General features: G+C 60.3%; 14 protein-coding genes. 2 read left to right on the top strand and 12 right to left on the bottom strand.

Going from position 1 to position 16,198, the window contains the following annotated elements; all coding sequences use genetic code 11:
• Position 1 precedes the first annotated feature (1 nt).
• The 8 genes from ACFPN5_RS17530 to ACFPN5_RS17495 form a co-directional block, all read right to left on the bottom strand.
• Positions 2-1,345, bottom strand: coding sequence for an O-antigen polymerase (locus ACFPN5_RS17530; RefSeq protein WP_379785064.1), 1,344 nt, complete (start codon positions 1,343-1,345; stop codon positions 2-4).
• Complete coding sequence (locus ACFPN5_RS17525; protein WP_379785063.1) at positions 1,336-2,604, bottom strand: oligosaccharide flippase family protein; 1,269 nt, start codon at positions 2,602-2,604, stop codon at positions 1,336-1,338. Before ACFPN5_RS17525 ends, ACFPN5_RS17530 begins: the two co-directional genes overlap by 10 nt.
• A gap of 125 nt (positions 2,605-2,729) precedes the next feature.
• Positions 2,730-3,890 carry a GumC family protein gene (locus tag ACFPN5_RS17520; RefSeq protein ID WP_379785062.1) on the bottom strand — a complete coding sequence of 387 codons (1,161 nt, stop codon included), beginning with the start codon at positions 3,888-3,890 and terminating at the stop codon, positions 2,730-2,732.
• Between the two features lie 147 nt (positions 3,891-4,037).
• Positions 4,038-4,889, bottom strand: a complete 852-nt coding sequence (gene rfbD, locus ACFPN5_RS17515) for a dTDP-4-dehydrorhamnose reductase (protein WP_379785061.1) — start codon at positions 4,887-4,889, stop codon at positions 4,038-4,040.
• Positions 4,886-5,431 carry a dTDP-4-dehydrorhamnose 3,5-epimerase gene (gene rfbC, locus ACFPN5_RS17510; protein WP_379785060.1) on the bottom strand — a complete coding sequence of 182 codons (546 nt, stop codon included), beginning with the start codon at positions 5,429-5,431 and terminating at the stop codon, positions 4,886-4,888. Before rfbC ends, rfbD begins: the two co-directional genes overlap by 4 nt.
• Positions 5,431-6,315: a glucose-1-phosphate thymidylyltransferase RfbA gene (gene rfbA, locus ACFPN5_RS17505; RefSeq protein ID WP_379785059.1), complete on the bottom strand. Its 885-nt coding sequence runs from the start codon at positions 6,313-6,315 to the stop codon at positions 5,431-5,433. The genes rfbC and rfbA overlap by 1 nt, the downstream gene beginning before the upstream one ends.
• The gene (gene rfbB, locus ACFPN5_RS17500) at positions 6,312-7,379 is read right to left on the bottom strand and encodes a dTDP-glucose 4,6-dehydratase (RefSeq protein WP_379785058.1); all 1,068 of its coding nucleotides are present in this window, start codon (positions 7,377-7,379) and stop codon (positions 6,312-6,314) included. Before rfbB ends, rfbA begins: the two co-directional genes overlap by 4 nt.
• An 85-nt stretch (positions 7,380-7,464) precedes the next feature.
• The gene (locus tag ACFPN5_RS17495) at positions 7,465-9,786 is read right to left on the bottom strand and encodes a polysaccharide biosynthesis/export family protein (RefSeq protein ID WP_379785057.1); all 2,322 of its coding nucleotides are present in this window, start codon (positions 9,784-9,786) and stop codon (positions 7,465-7,467) included.
• 492 nt (positions 9,787-10,278) lie between these two features.
• Between ACFPN5_RS17495 and ACFPN5_RS17490 the strand changes: the two genes are divergently transcribed.
• Positions 10,279-11,460, top strand: a complete 1,182-nt coding sequence (locus tag ACFPN5_RS17490) for a hypothetical protein (protein ID WP_379785056.1) — start codon at positions 10,279-10,281, stop codon at positions 11,458-11,460.
• Between the two features lie 17 nt (positions 11,461-11,477).
• Here the strand turns inward: ACFPN5_RS17490 and ACFPN5_RS17485 are convergent, their stop codons facing one another.
• The 3 genes from ACFPN5_RS17485 to ACFPN5_RS17475 all read right to left on the bottom strand — a co-directional run bounded on the left by ACFPN5_RS17485 (position 11,478) and on the right by ACFPN5_RS17475 (position 14,442).
• Positions 11,478-12,440, bottom strand: coding sequence for a fumarylacetoacetate hydrolase family protein (locus ACFPN5_RS17485; protein WP_379785055.1), 963 nt, complete (start codon positions 12,438-12,440; stop codon positions 11,478-11,480).
• A 34-nt stretch (positions 12,441-12,474) separates the two neighbouring features.
• Positions 12,475-13,530 (bottom strand): phospholipase A, encoded by a 1,056-nt coding sequence (locus tag ACFPN5_RS17480; RefSeq protein WP_379785054.1) that lies wholly within the window; start codon positions 13,528-13,530, stop codon positions 12,475-12,477.
• A 195-nt stretch (positions 13,531-13,725) separates the two neighbouring features.
• Entirely contained in the window at positions 13,726-14,442 is a 717-nt protein-coding gene (locus ACFPN5_RS17475; RefSeq protein ID WP_379785053.1) for a pseudouridine synthase, read from the bottom strand.
• Positions 14,443-14,647: 205 nt separating this feature from the next.
• Here ACFPN5_RS17475 and ACFPN5_RS17470 point away from each other — a divergent pair, with 205 nt between their 5' ends.
• Positions 14,648-14,950: a hypothetical protein gene (locus ACFPN5_RS17470; RefSeq protein WP_379785052.1), complete on the top strand. Its 303-nt coding sequence runs from the start codon at positions 14,648-14,650 to the stop codon at positions 14,948-14,950.
• A gap of 246 nt (positions 14,951-15,196) precedes the next feature.
• On the opposite strand, the gene ACFPN5_RS17465 is transcribed toward ACFPN5_RS17470, so the two are convergent.
• A complete protein-coding gene (locus tag ACFPN5_RS17465; protein WP_379785051.1) occupies positions 15,197-16,189 on the bottom strand; it encodes a S49 family peptidase in 993 nt (330 codons plus the stop codon).
• Between the last annotated feature and the right edge of the window lie 9 nt (positions 16,190-16,198).

The following is a 16,198-nucleotide window of genomic DNA, read 5'->3' as shown; positions in this document are numbered from 1 at the left end:
TTTATACTGCCGGTTGGGGAAGCGAGGCAAAGTGACGGTTGCCGTTCAGCCATCTGTTTACGATCAGGACAACGGCAACGATAATAAAGCTGGTATATACGCTGTTCCAGATTAATAAACTGATGATATATGTGGTGTAAACAAACCCGATAAAATGGATAAAGAAGGTATGCGGGATTACTCTGTTCTTCAGTACTAATCCGCCAAAAAACATTAGGTGGCTGATGGCGCCGAAGACGCACATGAATACGGCTGCCCCGCTTAGACCGAAGTCAGTTATCAGTCCCCTGAACCATGTGTAGATATTACTGGTGATAAATTCGCCATAATAGAAATATTCGCCATAAACGCCCGGCACTGTCTCTTTCTGGCTTCCGGCAAGTTTGAACGCCGACATGAAAGTGTAAAAACCGTTTGCCTCGCCATCGAGATCGTAATTCATCACCGATCCGGCGCCGACGTAATAGGAAAACCAATCGGAAAACGCGTAAAGATGAGCCGATGTATACGATGCGAAATACCTGATCAGACCGTTGACGATAACGTTATTGTCCGTCTCTTCGAAAAGGCCACGCGACAAAAACGACATGATTAACATGACAAAAACGGCGAACAAATAGATTGAAGTCTTCACCCAATTTATTTCTCGAAACAGCGTGCGTTCGCCCTTGTTGAGTTTACCCATGAGGATCGCACCCCAGAAAAACGCCAGCACCAGGAACAGATTGCCTTTAGCGCCCTGCACCAACAACGCCAGCAGGGACGGCATCAGGACGAGTGCCATGTACAACAGTTTTTTCCTTCCCGACTTTGCTTCGTCGAACACGAGTCCTCCAAAGATTGCAGCTGGGTACATGAGCACGAAACTAAGCTGACTAAAGATGCTTGTCGAAAGCTCATCGCTATATCGCTTCGCCATATATTGATTAGCTACTGCCAGGAAGTTCAGCAGGATATCGGTGAGGGAAAATCCTTGCTCGCCAATGCTTATGATCAGGGTAACGACCGCACCGGCCGAAAACAAATAAAAACTGCGCACCATGAACGGGGAGCCGTAATTTTCGGTTGGGCCCAGAAGGCTGTTCTTTAGGAACGCCGCGCGCCAGTGAAACGGCAGTGCCGTGCAAGAAAACAGGATGCACGCGCAAAAGATATAGATCATCGCGAGCGGACTCACCGGGACCAAAAACAGGAAGGCCAGTGGCACTATCGTGGCGAAAAACCAGAAAAGGCTGAACAGGGTAGCAGGAAATAACCAGGTTCCTACCAGGCGACGCACTACCACGGCTTGGAACAGGATGCCGAAGCTGAAGCAAATGGCTACAAGTTTATCGATTATTTCCATGACAGCTCGTATTCGGACGCTTGCAAATATTTATTGATAATTGCTAACTGCAGGGCTACTTCGGCGGCGACAAAGGCGAGCGCTGCGCCGTACGCACCCGCATATAGCCCGGCGAACGTACACGTGGCCACACCGACCGCTCCGGCAACGATGATCGAACGGAAGAGATAGACGCTCTCGCCCATTGCATTCAGGCCAGCACTGCCCAGCATGAAATTGGCCACACCTACTAGTGCGCCAATACACATGATCCCAAGCAGTGACACGACTTGATTGAGATCGCCCATCGCACGCACAAACGCGAGTTCACCCTTCGCCCACGGGTAAGCTAAATATAGAGCGCCGATTAATGCCGACAGCGCCGCCATTTGCGGCAACGTTAACCGGAGCAGTCCTTGTAATATCGAGCGGCGCGATACGTCAGTACGCCGCGCAATTCGCATGGCATGAGGGAGAAAATGCTGGTTCAGCGGTCGGATTGCGGCCTGAACTGACTTGACCAGTTTCTCGGCGAGTGAATAGGCGGCAATCATCGCGCTTGGAACACCGATCGCAGCCAGTATCAGCACGTTAGCGTCGCGATAGAGGGTCACGCCGAGATTGCCGAAAAAGATAAAGCGTCCATTTATGAGAATTTTTTTCAAATAAGTGCTACCGGGCCAGCCCCATCCAAGTCCGTTACCAACAAACGCGTAAGCAAGAGCCAGTACTGCGCCGATGACGTACGAGACACCAATCGCCAGGGGCACCAACATGTAGCTGGAAGCATCCTTTACAAGCAACAAAGTGGCGGCGGCAGCCGAACAGCGGGCTCCCACTGTAATCGCGCCGACGACTGCGTTTTGTCCTAAACCCTGGAAAAACCAGTTCGGCTGGATCGCGAAACTCAGCGGAACCAGCGACCATGCCAATGCGGGTAGCACTAATTGGGGGTCGAGTAGCCATGCGACGCCTGCCAGCACAGGCAGAAAAATCAAGAACAGCGCTAGCCGTGTGATCACGATGCCGCATAGTAACTTCGACAGCCTGGCGCGATCCCGTTTGGGATCGGTACCGACTACACCAGCAACACCATCTATTTCAAAGCTGTACAAGACAACCGCTAACAAAAATACCGCCAGTGCCTCGCTGACCACCAATTTCGAGTAGTAGTGCTCCCCGACCGCACCCAGCGCGAACGGGAATACGAGCAACGGCAGAGCCGCGTTCGACGCTTGCATGGCTGTCAGCCAGAAGACGTTTAGTAAGCTTTTTTTCATTGGCTGGATTCACACAAGGGCACACGTCCGCACTGGGCAGCTGGTTCAGGAAGAAGCAAGGACGAGCGGTAACGACGCACACCTCCCCGCCGACATTTCTGTTCCACTCGCAACCGCGCTGCGGTTTACCTGTCCACGCTCCCATGTTCACGCAATGCACGCGCTATCGCATCGCGGCCATATGCGATTGTCAAGGCTCCAAAAAATGCCAGTAGCGCTGCAATCACAGCCATCCGCAGCGGCTTTGGAGAAAATTGCTTTTCAGGGACGATAGCCGGATCAAGCGTTTGTATTACTGAAGAGTCGCGCGCTTCGTCCAGACGCGCTGCTTCGTACTGTTTCGCCAGCAATTCATAGAGCATCTGCTGGTACTTCACTTCACGCAGCGTTTTGATATTTTCCAGTCCTCCAAGCGTCTTGCTGGAGACCGAGCTAGCAACGTCGTCGCGCCCCGTTTCCACCCGGTTGAGTTCTGCACGCAGGCTGTTCAGTTCCTGCTGGGTCTGCCGGTATTCCTGATTGTTTTCGGTAACGAACGCACGCATGGAGTTCAGCTGAATTTCCTTTGCAGTCGCCTGGGCCCGCAGACGGGCAACGGTTTCGACCATGGCGCGGCTGTCAGCATCGACGCTGACGACGCCCTTTGTGTCCAGGCCTTTCTTGAGCGCTACTTCGGCTGCGGCGAGCTTCTCCTTCGCCTGCTCAAGCTGACGTTCAAAGAACAACCGGCGCTGGGCTGCCTCGGTAATCGCGAGCACACGGGTTAGCTTAGTCAACTCGTCGACATACCCGTTGGCAAGCTGAGCGACACGTGCCTTGTCGCCGTCATCGACGGTTACGGTGACCATTCCGTCCTTGCCGACATTAACCGAGGTGTTCACTTCCAGCTTCTTGCGCGCCTTTTCCATGGAAGTGGTGTCGTAGACCTTGAGCAGGTCGAAGCGGCTGATCATCCGGTCGGCGACCGTGCGGCTTTTGAGCATGCCGATGTAGACGTCGGCTGGATTCTTCATCCCGGCCGCGCCGGCAACAAGGCCGGCCGCTCCGCCCAATTGCGACAAAAGCGCGGCCGTGGCCGACTGGGCCTGCTGGGGAGGCAGCAGGAGCGTGCTGGCGCGATAGGTCGGCGGCAGCAACAGGCAAATGCCGAACACCAGAACAGCGACGGCCAGCGGTGCGCCAAAGATCAGTTTCTTATTCTTGACAAATACTGCCAGAAGGTCGCTGAAGCCCACGGCTTCGTGTTGACCATGCTTGGATAAAACGCTGCTGTGATTGTCATTCATGCCGGAATACCGAATTTCTCAATTGATTGATGGTGGACAGAAGGGCCAGTACGGGACCACAGCAGTGCGAATACGTACGCTCGGCTCAACGGCCTTCCCTCCAAAACTCTTATTACAACCCGACTATATAAACGTTGCCTGCTCGGGTTAGCGCATGCAGAGATCCAGCGCCTTGCGCCAGTCCGGAAGCACAGCCAGTTGCTCCGTCAGCTTGGCTGCGCTCATCACCGAGTTGCCAGGCCGAGGCGCTGCCATGGGATACTCGGCGCTGGTGATCGGCACAATGCGACAATCGAGGCTGGCGTTTTCGACGATGGCGCGAGTGAATCCGCACCACGTCGTCTGGCCCCGGGCCGATAGATGGTAAATACCAGAATGGGAATCCGACCAGTCATCCTGCTTCGCTTGTGCAAGCAGTAATGCCGTCGTGTCCGCAATAGTGCGGGACCACGTGGGAGCCCCATGCTGGTCGTCGACCACCCGAAGTTCGTCCCGTTCACGTGCGAGGCGCAGCATCGTTAACAGAAAATTTTTCCCGCGCATGCCGTACACCCAGCTCGTTCGCAGGATGAGATGGGGGATACCGGCTGCGACCACCGCCTGCTCACCCTCAAGCTTTGTTTTCCCGTACACGCCGAGTGGATTGGGCTCGTCGGTTTCGAGGTAAGCACCCACCTTCGTGCCATCGAAGACATAGTCCGTCGAATACTGGACCATTGCCGCCCCCAGGGCCTTCGCCTCTTCGGCCAGTACTGCCGGGGCCAGGGCATTGATCGTACGTGCCAGTGTCGGCTCGGACTCGGCCTTGTCTACTGCCGTGTAGGCCGCCGGGTTGACGATCAGATTCGGTCGCACCTCTCGCACGACACTGCGAACCTGCTGCAGGTCGGCCAGGTCCATGCGTGCGCGGTCGACAGCGACTACTTCGCCCAAGCTTTGTAGTGCGCGTTCCAGCTCATAGCCAACCTGCCCGCTGGCGCCTGTCAAAAGAATCTTCATTCGAAGGTTTCCGCCTCTGCCAACAGTGGCGCCTGGCTGTCCTTGCCTGACAACTGGGGGACACCCATCAATGGCCAGTCGATTCCGATTGTCGGATCGTCCCAGCGCAGCGCGCGCTCATGTTCCGGCGCCCAATAGTCGGTGGTCTTGTATAGAAACTCGGCACTGTCGGACGTCACTAGGAAACCATGGGCGAACCCTGGCGGAATCCAGAGCTGGCGTTGGTTTTCCGCGCTCAAATGGACTCCGACCCATTTGCCGAACGTCGTCGACGATTTGCGCATATCGACGGCGACGTCGAAGACTGCGCCCGACACGACACGTACCAGCTTGCCCTGTGGGCGCTGGATCTGGTAATGCAGGCCGCGCAAGACGCTTTTCGACGATTTCGAGTGGTTATCCTGGACGAATGGCAGCGCGACGCCGGTCAACGTGCGGAATTTTTGCTCGTTGAAGCTTTCGAAAAAGAAGCCGCGGTCGTCGCCAAAAACACGTGGCTCCAGAATGACGACGTCAGGAATGGTGGTACGGATGGCTTCCATCAGAATATTTTCTCTTGCAGAATACGAAGCAGGTACTGGCCGTACCCGTTTTTCTTGAGCGGTATGGCGAGGCGCTCGACCGCCTGCGCGTCGATGTAACCCTTTCGGAAGGCGATTTCTTCCGGAACCGCGATCTTCAAGCCCTGGCGTTTTTCGATGGTCGAGATGAACTGCGACGCCTCGAGCAGGGAATCGTGCGTGCCAGTATCGAGCCACGCCATGCCGCGCCCCATTACCTCGACTGCCAGCTCGTTGCGCTCGAGGTAGGTCTTGTTCACATCGGTAATTTCGAGTTCGCCACGCGCCGAGGGCTTTATCGAGGCGGCGATATCGCACACTTGGTTGTCGTAAAAATACAGCCCGGTCACCGCGTAGCTCGACTTTGGCTTCAGTGGCTTTTCCTCGATCGACACGGCTCTCTGGCCGCCATCGAATTCGACGACGCCATAGCGCTCCGGATCGAGTACGTGGTACGCGAATACGGTTGCCCCGTGCACGGACGCATGGGCCATCCTCAACTGGCTGTCAAGATTATGCCCATAAAAGATGTTATCGCCGAGAATCAAGGCCGACGGGTCGTTGCCGATAAAGTCGCGGCCGATCAGGAACGCCTCCGCAAGGCCGTTCGGAGAAAGCTGGACTGCGTAACTGATCGCAATTCCCCATTGGCTGCCGTCTCCCAGCAACTCGCGGAAACGCGGCGTGTCCTCAGGCGTCGAAATGATCAGGATCTCGCGTATCCCGGCCAGCATCAGCGTGGTCAAGGGATAGTAAATCATCGGTTTGTCGTAAACCGGCAAGAGTTGTTTCGACACCGACCGCGTAATGGGGTACAGACGGGTTCCAGAACCTCCGGCGAGAATGATGCCTTTGCGCCGGGTCATTGCCTGCCCCGCTGCGCATAGTTCTGTTCCACCCAGTCCTGGTATGCGCCGGACTGGATAGCATCCACCCACGCCTCGTTGGTGAGATACCACTCCACCGTCTTGGCAATCCCGGACTCGAACGTTTCCGCCGGCTTCCAATCGAGCTCCCGTTCGAGCTTGCGGGCATCGATCGCATAGCGGCGATCGTGGCCCGGGCGGTCCGTTACAAACTGGACCTGGTCCCGATAGCGGCCTTGCGCCTTGGGCCTGTGCTGGTCCAAGATGTCGCAGATTGTCTGGACGACCTCGATATTGGCCATCTCGTTCCAACCTCCTACATTGTAGGTCTCGCCTGGCTGGCCAGCGTCCAGTACGCGACGGATTGCGGCGCAATGATCGCTGACATACAGCCAGTCTCGCACCTGGCGTCCGTCGCCATACACCGGCAGAGCTTTCCCGGCCAGGGCATTTGAAATCACCAACGGGATCAACTTTTCGGGAAAGTGGTACGGTCCGTAATTATTCGAGCAATTAGTGGTCAATACCGGAATGCCGTAAGTATGGTGGTATGCGCGCACCAGATGGTCGGACGCAGCTTTCGATGCCGAATAAGGACTGTTTGGCGCGTACGCCGTGCTCTCGGTGAAAGGCGCGTCGTCCGGCCCAAGGGTGCCATACACTTCGTCAGTCGACACGTGCAGGAACCGGAACGAATCCTTGTCACCCTCATCCAGTTCTTTCCAGTAGCGGCGCACTGATTCGAGCAGCTTGAACGTGCCGTTGATGTTGGTCTCGATGAATGCTGCTGGCCCCGTAATGGAGCGGTCGACGTGACTTTCAGCGGCGAAATTGATGACCGCTCGCGGCCGATGGTAGGTCAAGAGCTCGTCCACGAGCTCCGAATTGCCTATGTCGCCGCGCACGAATATGTGCCGGGCGTCGCCCTGGAGCGAGGTCAGGTTGGAGAGATTGCCCGCATAGGTAAGTTTGTCCAGATTAACTACCGGCTCGTCGAAGTTGCCGAACCAGTCCAGTACAAAATTCGAGCCGATGAAGCCGGCACCACCAGTGACCAAAATCATTTTAAATTTCCACTATTGATTAAACGCTGCGCGCGACCTTTCCCACCGTCGTGTGGAAGAGGCTCACGAACGCAATTCCTTCGTACTAGTCACGCAAGGTCTTGATGGCCGCGGCGCCAAGACCGAAATTCGCAAAAATCTGCGCCCATTCACGAGTCCCTTTGGTGAATTTCGTCCAGGCGGTTTCCTTGTCAAATTTCTCCGGAATCACGATGCTGTCACCCGGCATGACTTCCATGGCGCCGAGGCCCATCGAGAGCCACCCGGTCGAGCCGTTGGTAACGACGGTGCCGTCGAGGCGGATCACGAAGACGTTCTCGACGTCGGCATCAGCCGTCACGCCGGCAATGCGCAAATAGTCCTTGACGCGGCTGTTTGCGCGCCAGAGCGGCGAGGCCTCGACGTTCACGGCACCGAACACATGCACGAACTCAGGACGCGCCGGCACGACCAGGCGGTCGCCGTTGGCAAGCTTGATCTGGGGCAGGCGTGCGAATGACTTTTCTTTCGGCTCCAGTCCGAACGCGATCCGGCCAGTCGGCTTGAGCTGGCGGAAGCGGCGAATCGTCTCTTCAGCAACCTGCAGTTCCACCTGGCGCTGCGAGGCGGCGGCCGCCGCATCGGCGGCGCTCAGCGCGCTGACGTTGGCGATCCCTTTTGCCTGTTGCGAACGCAGTTGCGATTCCAGGCGTACTGCCGCTTTCTCCAGGTTCACCTGCTGCTCCTTGCGCACCTGCTCCCGATAGAACGCGGTGCCGAACAGGTAGGCATTGCCGGTCGGGCCGCCGGCCCGCGCCAGCAGCGACTGCAGGGTTTCGCCGGCGCTCATCTGGTAGACACCCGGCACCTGGACTTCGCCTTCGACGCGCACGAATACGCGGCGCTTGTCCATCGGTACGGCCACGTCTTCATGCGAGAACACGGTAACGGTGTCGCCCGGCTGGAGCGCGATGTTGTCGGCGCCCTGCGGGTTGGTGAAGACTTTACCGAGGTTGAAAGGAATCAGGCTGACGCTCAGGTCGGCGCGGTTGATGCGCTCGACAACGGCATAATCCCAATTGATTTCATCGATCAGGCCGCCGATACGTGAGGCGATCGTGCGCTCTTCACCGTTCGCAGTCCGCTCGCCCTCGCCCAGCGACGCGCCGCGCCCAAGGCCCATCCGCTCGCGGTCCTGTTCGGTCAGGCGCTCGTCGCTGCGCAGTTCGCGCACTTCTTCGCTCGTCGTCACCGCATTGTTCTGGCGCTTGATCGAGCTGCGGGTGATCAGGTATTCGCGGCTTGGGATCAAGTCGCTCACGCGCATGTTCGATTTGAACGGCACGCGCACGGCCTGGTCGACATTGCCGCGCAAGACCACGGCATTCGAGAAGTCCGGGGTGATCGAGGTAATGTTCAGGACGTCGCCGTTCTTCAGGCTGCGCTTGAGGCCTTCGCCGTTCAGGGCGAACTGTTCGACGCTGCGCGGCTGGTTGCGGTTCTGGTCGATGCGCTCGAGGAAGGCGCGGCGCGGGTCGGCCACCACCGGCAGGCCGCCGGCCAGGTCGAGCAGCGATTCGATCGTGTCGCCATTGCCCTTGATCTCGTAGATCGCCGGCGCATTGACCTTGCCGACGAGTGCGACGAAGCCGCCTGCCGGCGGGATCACGATGGTGTCGGCGTCCTGCAGCTTGATGTCGCCCGACTTGTCGCCTTTCGCGATGAAGGCATACAGGTCGAGTTCGGCAACGACCCTGCCGCCACGCTTGACCTGCACGCGGCGCATGCTGCCGTTGGCGTTCGGGCCGCCGCTGGCGAACAGGGCCGTCACCAGCGTCGACAGGCTCGATACGGTGTAGGTGCCCGGGCGCTTGGCCTGGCCCACCACGTACACCGTCGTCGAGCGCAGCTGGCCAAAGGTCACGTTGACGTTGACGCCCTTGTACAGGCGCGCAACGGCCGCGCGGATGACGCTCTCGGCCGAACCGGCCCTGACGCCGGCCAGCACGACGGTGCCGACGGTCGGGATCGAAATCGTGCCGCTGCGGTCGATGGTGGCGCGGTAATCGATATCGATGGTGCCGGTGCCACGGATGAGCAATTCGTCGCCAGGGCCGAGCGGCTGGTCGGCGGGCAGCGGTCCCCCGCCGATCGGGCTGAAGGGAGATTGGGCGGACTCGAAAAAGCCGGCGCCGAAGACAGGCAGGATCTGCCCCGTGCTGTCGGACAGGAACTTCTGGAATTCACTGACCACCTCGGGTGCGCGCGGGGATGCGCCCGCGGCGCTTTCCTGGTTGCGCTGGGCCGCCGATGCGGCAGCGCCTTGCGGCCGCTCGGGGCGGTCGGCGTTCGTGATCCGGACCTTCTGCGGCGGCGCCGTCGGCGCGCCGACGGTGCTCTCGGCGGCCGGCGCGTCCTGGCCGAACATGTCGTCCCGGCTGGCCGTGCTTTGAGCGAACGCGCCAATACTGGAAACGGCCAGAGTAACGGCCAAAAAACCGGTGCTAATTTTGAACATTGGTGAGGAGGCGCGGAGGGACGCATGGACTTATATGAACAGCTCGCAATTTTAACCGATTCGTTGGCTTCGAGAAACGGGTCAATATTCCCAAGGTGACATAAAAGTGCTTTTTTCTAGCTTCGCTTCAGCACATTTACCACAATGGTGCATTGAGTTATCTCAATAGCAATGCCAACAACGCTCGCCGCTACTGCCCGTGGGGTCAACGCCACGCTTCGCCCTGCGAAGCAGGCCTGGCATGAGCTTGCGCAGAATTAACCAGCCTTCGTTGACGAAATAATGATTGGTTTATATTGCCCTGCCGCGTTTGAATCGGCGATGGTGATAATGAGTGAGAATTTAACCAACAGTTTTTATTGGAAAAACCACATGTTATTAATCCCGGGGCCGCGCGTGATTATGCGTGTTGTCATACTGACTGCTGCAATTACGCTCACCCATAATGCGGCGGCAGCAGCTGGTGCCGCCCAAGCGCTGGCCGCTGCCACATCGGAAGCGGCCCAGGCCCTGCAGGACGCCCAGTGGCGCGCGGCCATGGCCGACGCGGAGCGCGCTGCCCTGCTCGAGCGCCTGCCTCCCGGGCTCTCCCGACCCCTGCCCGGTGCGGTCGACACCCGCCAGTTCGGCGCGGCAGGCCTGGTCCGCGCGTTCGACCTGAGCGGGCAGCTCGCGGCCGAGGTCTGCGCCGCCCTGCCCGCCGGCCCGGCGGTGGCCGTCTACGATCCGGCAGCGGCGCAAGGCGTCGTCGCCGCGCGTTCGGTTGCCGGCGCGCTCGACGCCCTGGGTGACGAGATGGCGCGGCGTAACAAGGAATTGCAGCTCTACATCGACCGGCATACGCCGCCGGGCGTCGTGCTGTCGACACTGGGCGCCGCACTGACGGTCGTCCCGGCCATCCTGCGCGCCTCCGCCGACACGGCGTCGCTGTTCAAGACCGATGTCACGGTGGCGGGACTGGCCTACGGGGACGGGGCGCGCAGCCTGTTCGTCACGGCCCTCGCCGCCGCCTGCCCGGAGCGTATCGTCGGGCTGGGCGGCGGCTATTTTGGCGAACTCGATGTCAGGCAGCACGACCGGCTGCTGGGCAAACTGCGCGCGCTGGCCAGCCACCGCTCCGACTATGCGAACCGCATTGGCCTGCTCCAGAAACTGGCCGACGCGGCCAAGGGCGACGAAAAACGGGAACTGGCGGCGGTGGCGGCCGCGGCCGGGGCGGCTTTGAGGTTGGTGGACGCCTTCATCGAATCGCTCCGGGCGGGCGAAACGGGCGAGCGCGCCCCGCTCTACAACGCGGCGCGCTATCTGGGTTATGCGGCGCGCACCGAGGGCGCGCAGGTGCTGGACTTCGACCTGCGCCTCGAGGGCTTGAGCACGGTGAAGGATAGCCTGTTCAGCGGGCAGAAGCTGCGGCTGTCGGCGGTGGCGCTGCTCTGGTTCCGCGTCCATGCCCCGGACGGCAGCCTGCGCCTGGCGAAGACGGCGCGCCGGATGCTGCCGCCGATCGAGGTGGACCTGCGCGGCAGCGACGCGCAGGGCGTATTCTGGAATGGGGATGGCGCCGCGCCCGCGCGCCAGCCCTGAGCAGGCACGGCGCGCTCTTAGGCCTTGCGCACTGTTTGCGCGATCGCGCCGAAGATCGACTTTCCCTTTTCATCGAGCATCTCGATCCGGATCGTGTCGCCGAAACGCATGAAGGGCGTACTCGGCTCTCCATCGGCGGCGGTCTCGCGGCTGCGCTGCGCGGCGATGCATGAGTAGCCGAGCGTCGCGTCCTTGTTCGACACCGCGCCCGAGCCGACGATGCTGCCGGCGCGCACCCTGCGGCTCCTGCACAGGTAGGCAATGAGTTGCGGAAAATTGAACGCCATGTCCACCCCGGCATCGGGCTGGCCGACCAGGTGGCCGTTCCATGTCGACCGCAGCGGCAAATGCAGCTTGCCGCCGCGCCAGGCGTCGCCCAGTTCGTCGGGCGTGACCGCCAGCGGCGAGAAACCCGTAGCCGGCTTCGAATGCAGGAAACCGAAGCCCTTGGCCAGCTCGTCCGGGATCAGGTTGCGCAGCGACACATCGTTGGCCAGCATCAGCAGCCGGATGCGGCCGTGCGCTTCGTCGGGGGTGGCGCCCATCGGCACGTCGTCGACAATCGCGGCGACGCCGGCCTCGAAGTCGATGCCCCATTCTTCATGCGCCAGCATGATGTCGTCCATCGCGCCGAGCAGGTCATCGCTGCCGCCCTGGTAGATCAGGGGTTCTTCCCCGGACGAAGCCGGCTCGAGGTGATTGCCATAGGCGGCGCCGACGGCCCTTCCGTAGGCCCGGGGCAGCGGCGCCATGCAGCGCGCCGGGTCGAAGTCGAAGGCGCGCCGGGTGGACGTTGACGATTGGCCGGCATTGAGCTGGGCATATAAAGCGTCCAGCTGGGGCGCGATGAAGGTCCAGTCGTCGAGCGCGGCCTGCAGGGTCGGACAAATGGCGTCGGCCATGTGCGCGCTCTTCATGTCGCGCGAAACGACGGCCAGCTGGCCGTCGCGGCTGCCGTCCTTGATAGTGGCAAGTTTCATCTGCGCTCAAGAAGTGATCGGACCGCTATTGTATTTAAAACAGCGCGAGCACGCCCAAGCCGACGGAGCGCTGGAAATAGTTATAGTCGATCAGGCTCTGGCCGTATCCGGTGAAGACCTGCGCATAGCCCTTCAGGTTGCCGGTCACCGGGAAGGCCCAGCCGGCCTGGATGGCGCCGCGATTGGTATGGAAGTTGTAGCGCAGCGTCGACGACCAGATGTGGCCATCGCGGCGGTAGGCCAGTGCCAGGTCGCCGCGGCCCATGTAGTCGACCAGGTCCGGGTTGTCGTCGTCGTCCTCGCTCAGGCGCTTCCAGACGCGGGCGGTGGCCGACAAGCCATCCTTCTCGATGCCGAGCTGGGCATACAGCCGATTCCAGCTGCGCGAGAGCGTGCCGGACTGGCCGTTCGACTGGTGGCTCAGGCCCAGGCCGACATGCCGCAGGTGCACCCCGCCGAGCTCGATGCCGAGCGGGGCGATCGCCATCACTTCCGGCTGATAATTGGTTTCACGGAACGGGCTCGAGCCCTTGCTGTTGGCAGCCTGCCAGAAACTGTTCTGGGTATAGCCGAACCACAGGTCGACCGGTTTGTCGAAGGCGCCCTCCACCATTTTCACCTTGAAGCTCAGCTGGTAGGCCAGCTCCGTCTTCGACAGGTTGCTGTCGCCCGACAGGCGCCGGTATGGCAGGTAGGGTTCCTCGTTCGGGCGGTAGGTGCGGGTCGCGATCAGGTAGTTGGCGTGGTGCGGGCGGAACTTGAAGAGGCCGCGCTCATAGGGTGCGTCCAGCTCCCAGTGGTCGAGCTGGCTGAATTTGGCGCTGCTCTCGGCCGAAGGCTGGGCCGTTACTACGGGGACGGTGGCAGCCGGGCTGCCATCGGTTGAATTGACGACGACGGCCGCTTCGGTGCGCGGCGCAGGCGTGGCGGCGAGCTTGTCGAAGCAGGCCAGGCGGGCGACGTTATCGGCGATATTGGCGCAATCGCCCACGACTTTCGGCGTGTCCTGGGCAAAGGCGTTGGCGGCGCTGAGCAGGGGAAGGGCAAACAGGGGAAGGGAAAGCAGGAGGGTGCGGTGTGGATGAGGCATCGTGAACAGGGAAACGGTTGCAAAAAACGCCGTCGCGCTCGACTACCCTTGTTCAACTACATGAGGCGCCGATCACGTTTCGGCGCGAATCGGCATGCAGTGTGCGTGAAAACCGGGCTGGCCGTCGCACCGCAGGCGAGCGCACTCGATGAGTTCGGCAGCGCTTTCCCCTATTCCCTCAATCCGTTTTCCGGATCAGCCAGCCGTAAGCAAATCCAGCTGGGCCTGCTCCAGGAAACACCACTCGCCCTCCTTCAGGCCGAGTGCCTCGAGCGTCAAGCCACCGATGGCGGAGCGATGCAGTGCGCCGCAATGGTTGCCGGCCGCGGCCAGCATGCGCTTGACCTGGTGGTACTTGCCCTGCTCCAGCACGATCTCGAGCTGGTGCTCGCCGCGTTGCACGCAGGACACGGCGCGTAGCGGCGCCGGTTCGTCGTGCAACTGGACGCCGTCTAATAATTGTTGCACCAGCTCGGGGGTAACCGGTTCGGCGGTCGTGGCTTGATACACCTTCGGCACATGGCGCTTCGGCGAGGACTGGGCGTGGATGAACGGGCCATCGTCCGACATCAGCAGCAGGCCCGTGGTGTCGTGGTCGAGCCGGCCGACCGGCTGCACCTCGCGCCAGCCAAACTGTTCCGGCAGCAGCGTTAGCACGCCAGGATGGTGGCTGGGCTTGCGCGAGCATTCGAAATTGGCCGGCTTGTACAAGGCGATATACACGCGCTCGCGGTACACCCATTCCTCGTCGAACACGGTGAGCACTAGAGCGTCCGTGTCCACGGCGAGCTTGTAATTGTCGACAATGGCACCGTTCACGGCGACGTCGCCGTCTTCGATCAGGGCACGGCAGTACTTGCGGGTACCGAAGCCTTGCGATTGCAAGATCCGGTCCAGGGATAATTTACTCATGGGCGAGACTTTAACAGAAGGCACCCTCATGGCATAGGTTGACAACATGTTACCGCAAGGATACGAAACCACCATACGTTTGACATAAATCAATCGTAGCGGGAGATCCATTGATAGACTTCAACTCAATTAGGAATCGGCCTAAGCCTTGCCGGAATCCATACCAGTAGGGCTAGGATAAATTACTGACAAAAAGAGGAATACAATGCACGCAATCAAGCTTGTGCCCCATGCCGCCCTGCTACCCGCCGCGTCCGCATCGGTCAAAGCCACGCGCTTATCGCTGGCGCGTTCACAGTCGACCCTGTTCCCCACGCGGCTGGCGCTGGCGCGCTGGACAGCCGGCGGCGACGTGCCCCACTTGCACAGCAACGCCAACGCCAACGCACCCCTGCGCGCCGCCTGGCTCACCCGTGCCCAGCGCGATTTCCAGGCCTGGCTCGACAGCGGCGGCTTTGTCCAGCATGACGGCGATGACGCGGCGGAGGATGCCGCCCCCGGCGTGTGAAGCGCTGTTCGTAATCCTGGAACCCAAATGAAAACGACGGCTTGCGCCGTCGTTTTCGCTCCCAGGAAGAGCTGTTACTGTGAGGAATTGAATTCTCTCGAAACCCGCGCGCAGGCGGGGAAGTAGTGTCGCCAGATAAGTCGATCATGAACAGATGAGACCGGTTATTGATCGCTCTTCATGGAAGAACTACAAGCCTCACTATAGGACAATTTGCGGAACTTTCAAGGAAATTATTGATCTTTGTCAGTTCAACTTCGGCAGCACAGGACCCGCCACCGCTTTTACTGCCCCGGCCCCCACCGAGGCGCCGAATTTCTTCAGTACCCGCTCCGGCAAGCCTTCGTGCGCCGTGTAGTCGACGATATCCTCGGCCTTGACAATGTCGCGCGCGACCGTGTCGACCGTGCCGAACCCGTCCGCCAACCCCATCTCGACCGCCTTTGCCCCGGTCCAGTACAGGCCGGAGAAGGTTTCCGGTGTTTCCTTCAGGCGCGTGCCGCGGCCCGACCGCACCACCGAGATGAATTGCTGGTGGATATCGTTGAGCATTTCCTGCGCGTGGGCGCGGTGTTTCTCGGACTGGGGGCTGAACGGGTCGAGGAAACCCTTGTTGGCGCCGGCCGTCAGCAGGCGCCGTTCGACGCCCAGCTTGTCCATGGTGCCGGTGAAGCCAAAACTGTCCATCAGCACGCCGACCGAACCGACGATGCTGGCCTTGTTTACATAAATCTTGTCGGCGGCGGCGGCGATGTAATAGCCGCCGGAGGCGCAGATTTCGTCGACCACCACATACAGCGGCTTGTCCGGATAGCCGCGCTTGAGGCGCAGGATTTCGTCGACGATGATGCCGGCCTGCACCGGGCTGCCGCCGGGGCTGTCGATGCGCAGCACCACCGCGGCCGAGCCGGCGTCGGAAAAGGCCTTGTTCAGCGAAGGGATGACATTGTCGGCCGCACCGCTGCCTTCTGCTTCGATCTCGCCGTTAATTTCGATCAGCGCCGTATGGCGGCCGAGGCTTTCGTCCTCGCCGCCGAAGCTCAAATCGAAATACGTCCACAGACCTACCACGAGGATGGTGAGGAAGGCCAGCCGGAAGAAGATGCTCCAGCGGCGCGCGGCGCGCCGCTCCTTGATGGTCGCGAAGACCAGCTTTTCGAGCGTGTCGCGCTCCCAGTTGCCGGCAGTCGGATCGGACACGAAGCGGCCCTCCCCGTCATTCCTTAAATTGTCGCTCATAAGTGTCTG

The sequence above is a fragment of the Massilia niabensis genome (genome assembly GCF_042655085.1).
Classification (GTDB): Bacteria; Pseudomonadota; Gammaproteobacteria; order Burkholderiales; family Burkholderiaceae_D; genus Telluria; species Telluria niabensis.
The sequence above is the reverse complement of the archived record's forward strand: the minus strand, read 5'-3'. Positions and strand labels throughout refer to the sequence as shown.

What these genes read in the sequence shown, in the direction of transcription:
- ACFPN5_RS17480 (WP_379785054.1), bottom strand. Translation starts at nt 13,530, where the DNA reads ATGCCTCATCCACACCGCACCCTCCTGCTTTCCCTTCCCCTGTTTGCC.
- ACFPN5_RS17520 (WP_379785062.1), bottom strand. Translation starts at nt 3,890, where the DNA reads ATGAATGACAATCACAGCAGCGTTTTATCCAAGCATGGTCAACACGAA.
- ACFPN5_RS17490 (WP_379785056.1), top strand. Translation starts at nt 10,279, where the DNA reads ATGCGTGTTGTCATACTGACTGCTGCAATTACGCTCACCCATAATGCG.
- rfbB (WP_379785058.1), bottom strand. Translation starts at nt 7,379, where the DNA reads ATGATTTTGGTCACTGGTGGTGCCGGCTTCATCGGCTCGAATTTTGTA.
- ACFPN5_RS17530 (WP_379785064.1), bottom strand. Translation starts at nt 1,345, where the DNA reads ATGGAAATAATCGATAAACTTGTAGCCATTTGCTTCAGCTTCGGCATC.
- ACFPN5_RS17465 (WP_379785051.1), bottom strand. Translation starts at nt 16,189, where the DNA reads ATGAGCGACAATTTAAGGAATGACGGGGAGGGCCGCTTCGTGTCCGAT.
- rfbC (WP_379785060.1), bottom strand. Translation starts at nt 5,431, where the DNA reads ATGGAAGCCATCCGTACCACCATTCCTGACGTCGTCATTCTGGAGCCA.
- rfbD (WP_379785061.1), bottom strand. Translation starts at nt 4,889, where the DNA reads ATGAAGATTCTTTTGACAGGCGCCAGCGGGCAGGTTGGCTATGAGCTG.
- ACFPN5_RS17525 (WP_379785063.1), bottom strand. Translation starts at nt 2,604, where the DNA reads ATGAAAAAAAGCTTACTAAACGTCTTCTGGCTGACAGCCATGCAAGCG.
- ACFPN5_RS17485 (WP_379785055.1), bottom strand. Translation starts at nt 12,440, where the DNA reads ATGAAACTTGCCACTATCAAGGACGGCAGCCGCGACGGCCAGCTGGCC.
- ACFPN5_RS17495 (WP_379785057.1), bottom strand. Translation starts at nt 9,786, where the DNA reads ATGTTCGGCCAGGACGCGCCGGCCGCCGAGAGCACCGTCGGCGCGCCG.
- ACFPN5_RS17470 (WP_379785052.1), top strand. Translation starts at nt 14,648, where the DNA reads ATGCACGCAATCAAGCTTGTGCCCCATGCCGCCCTGCTACCCGCCGCG.
- ACFPN5_RS17475 (WP_379785053.1), bottom strand. Translation starts at nt 14,442, where the DNA reads ATGAGTAAATTATCCCTGGACCGGATCTTGCAATCGCAAGGCTTCGGT.
- rfbA (WP_379785059.1), bottom strand. Translation starts at nt 6,315, where the DNA reads ATGACCCGGCGCAAAGGCATCATTCTCGCCGGAGGTTCTGGAACCCGT.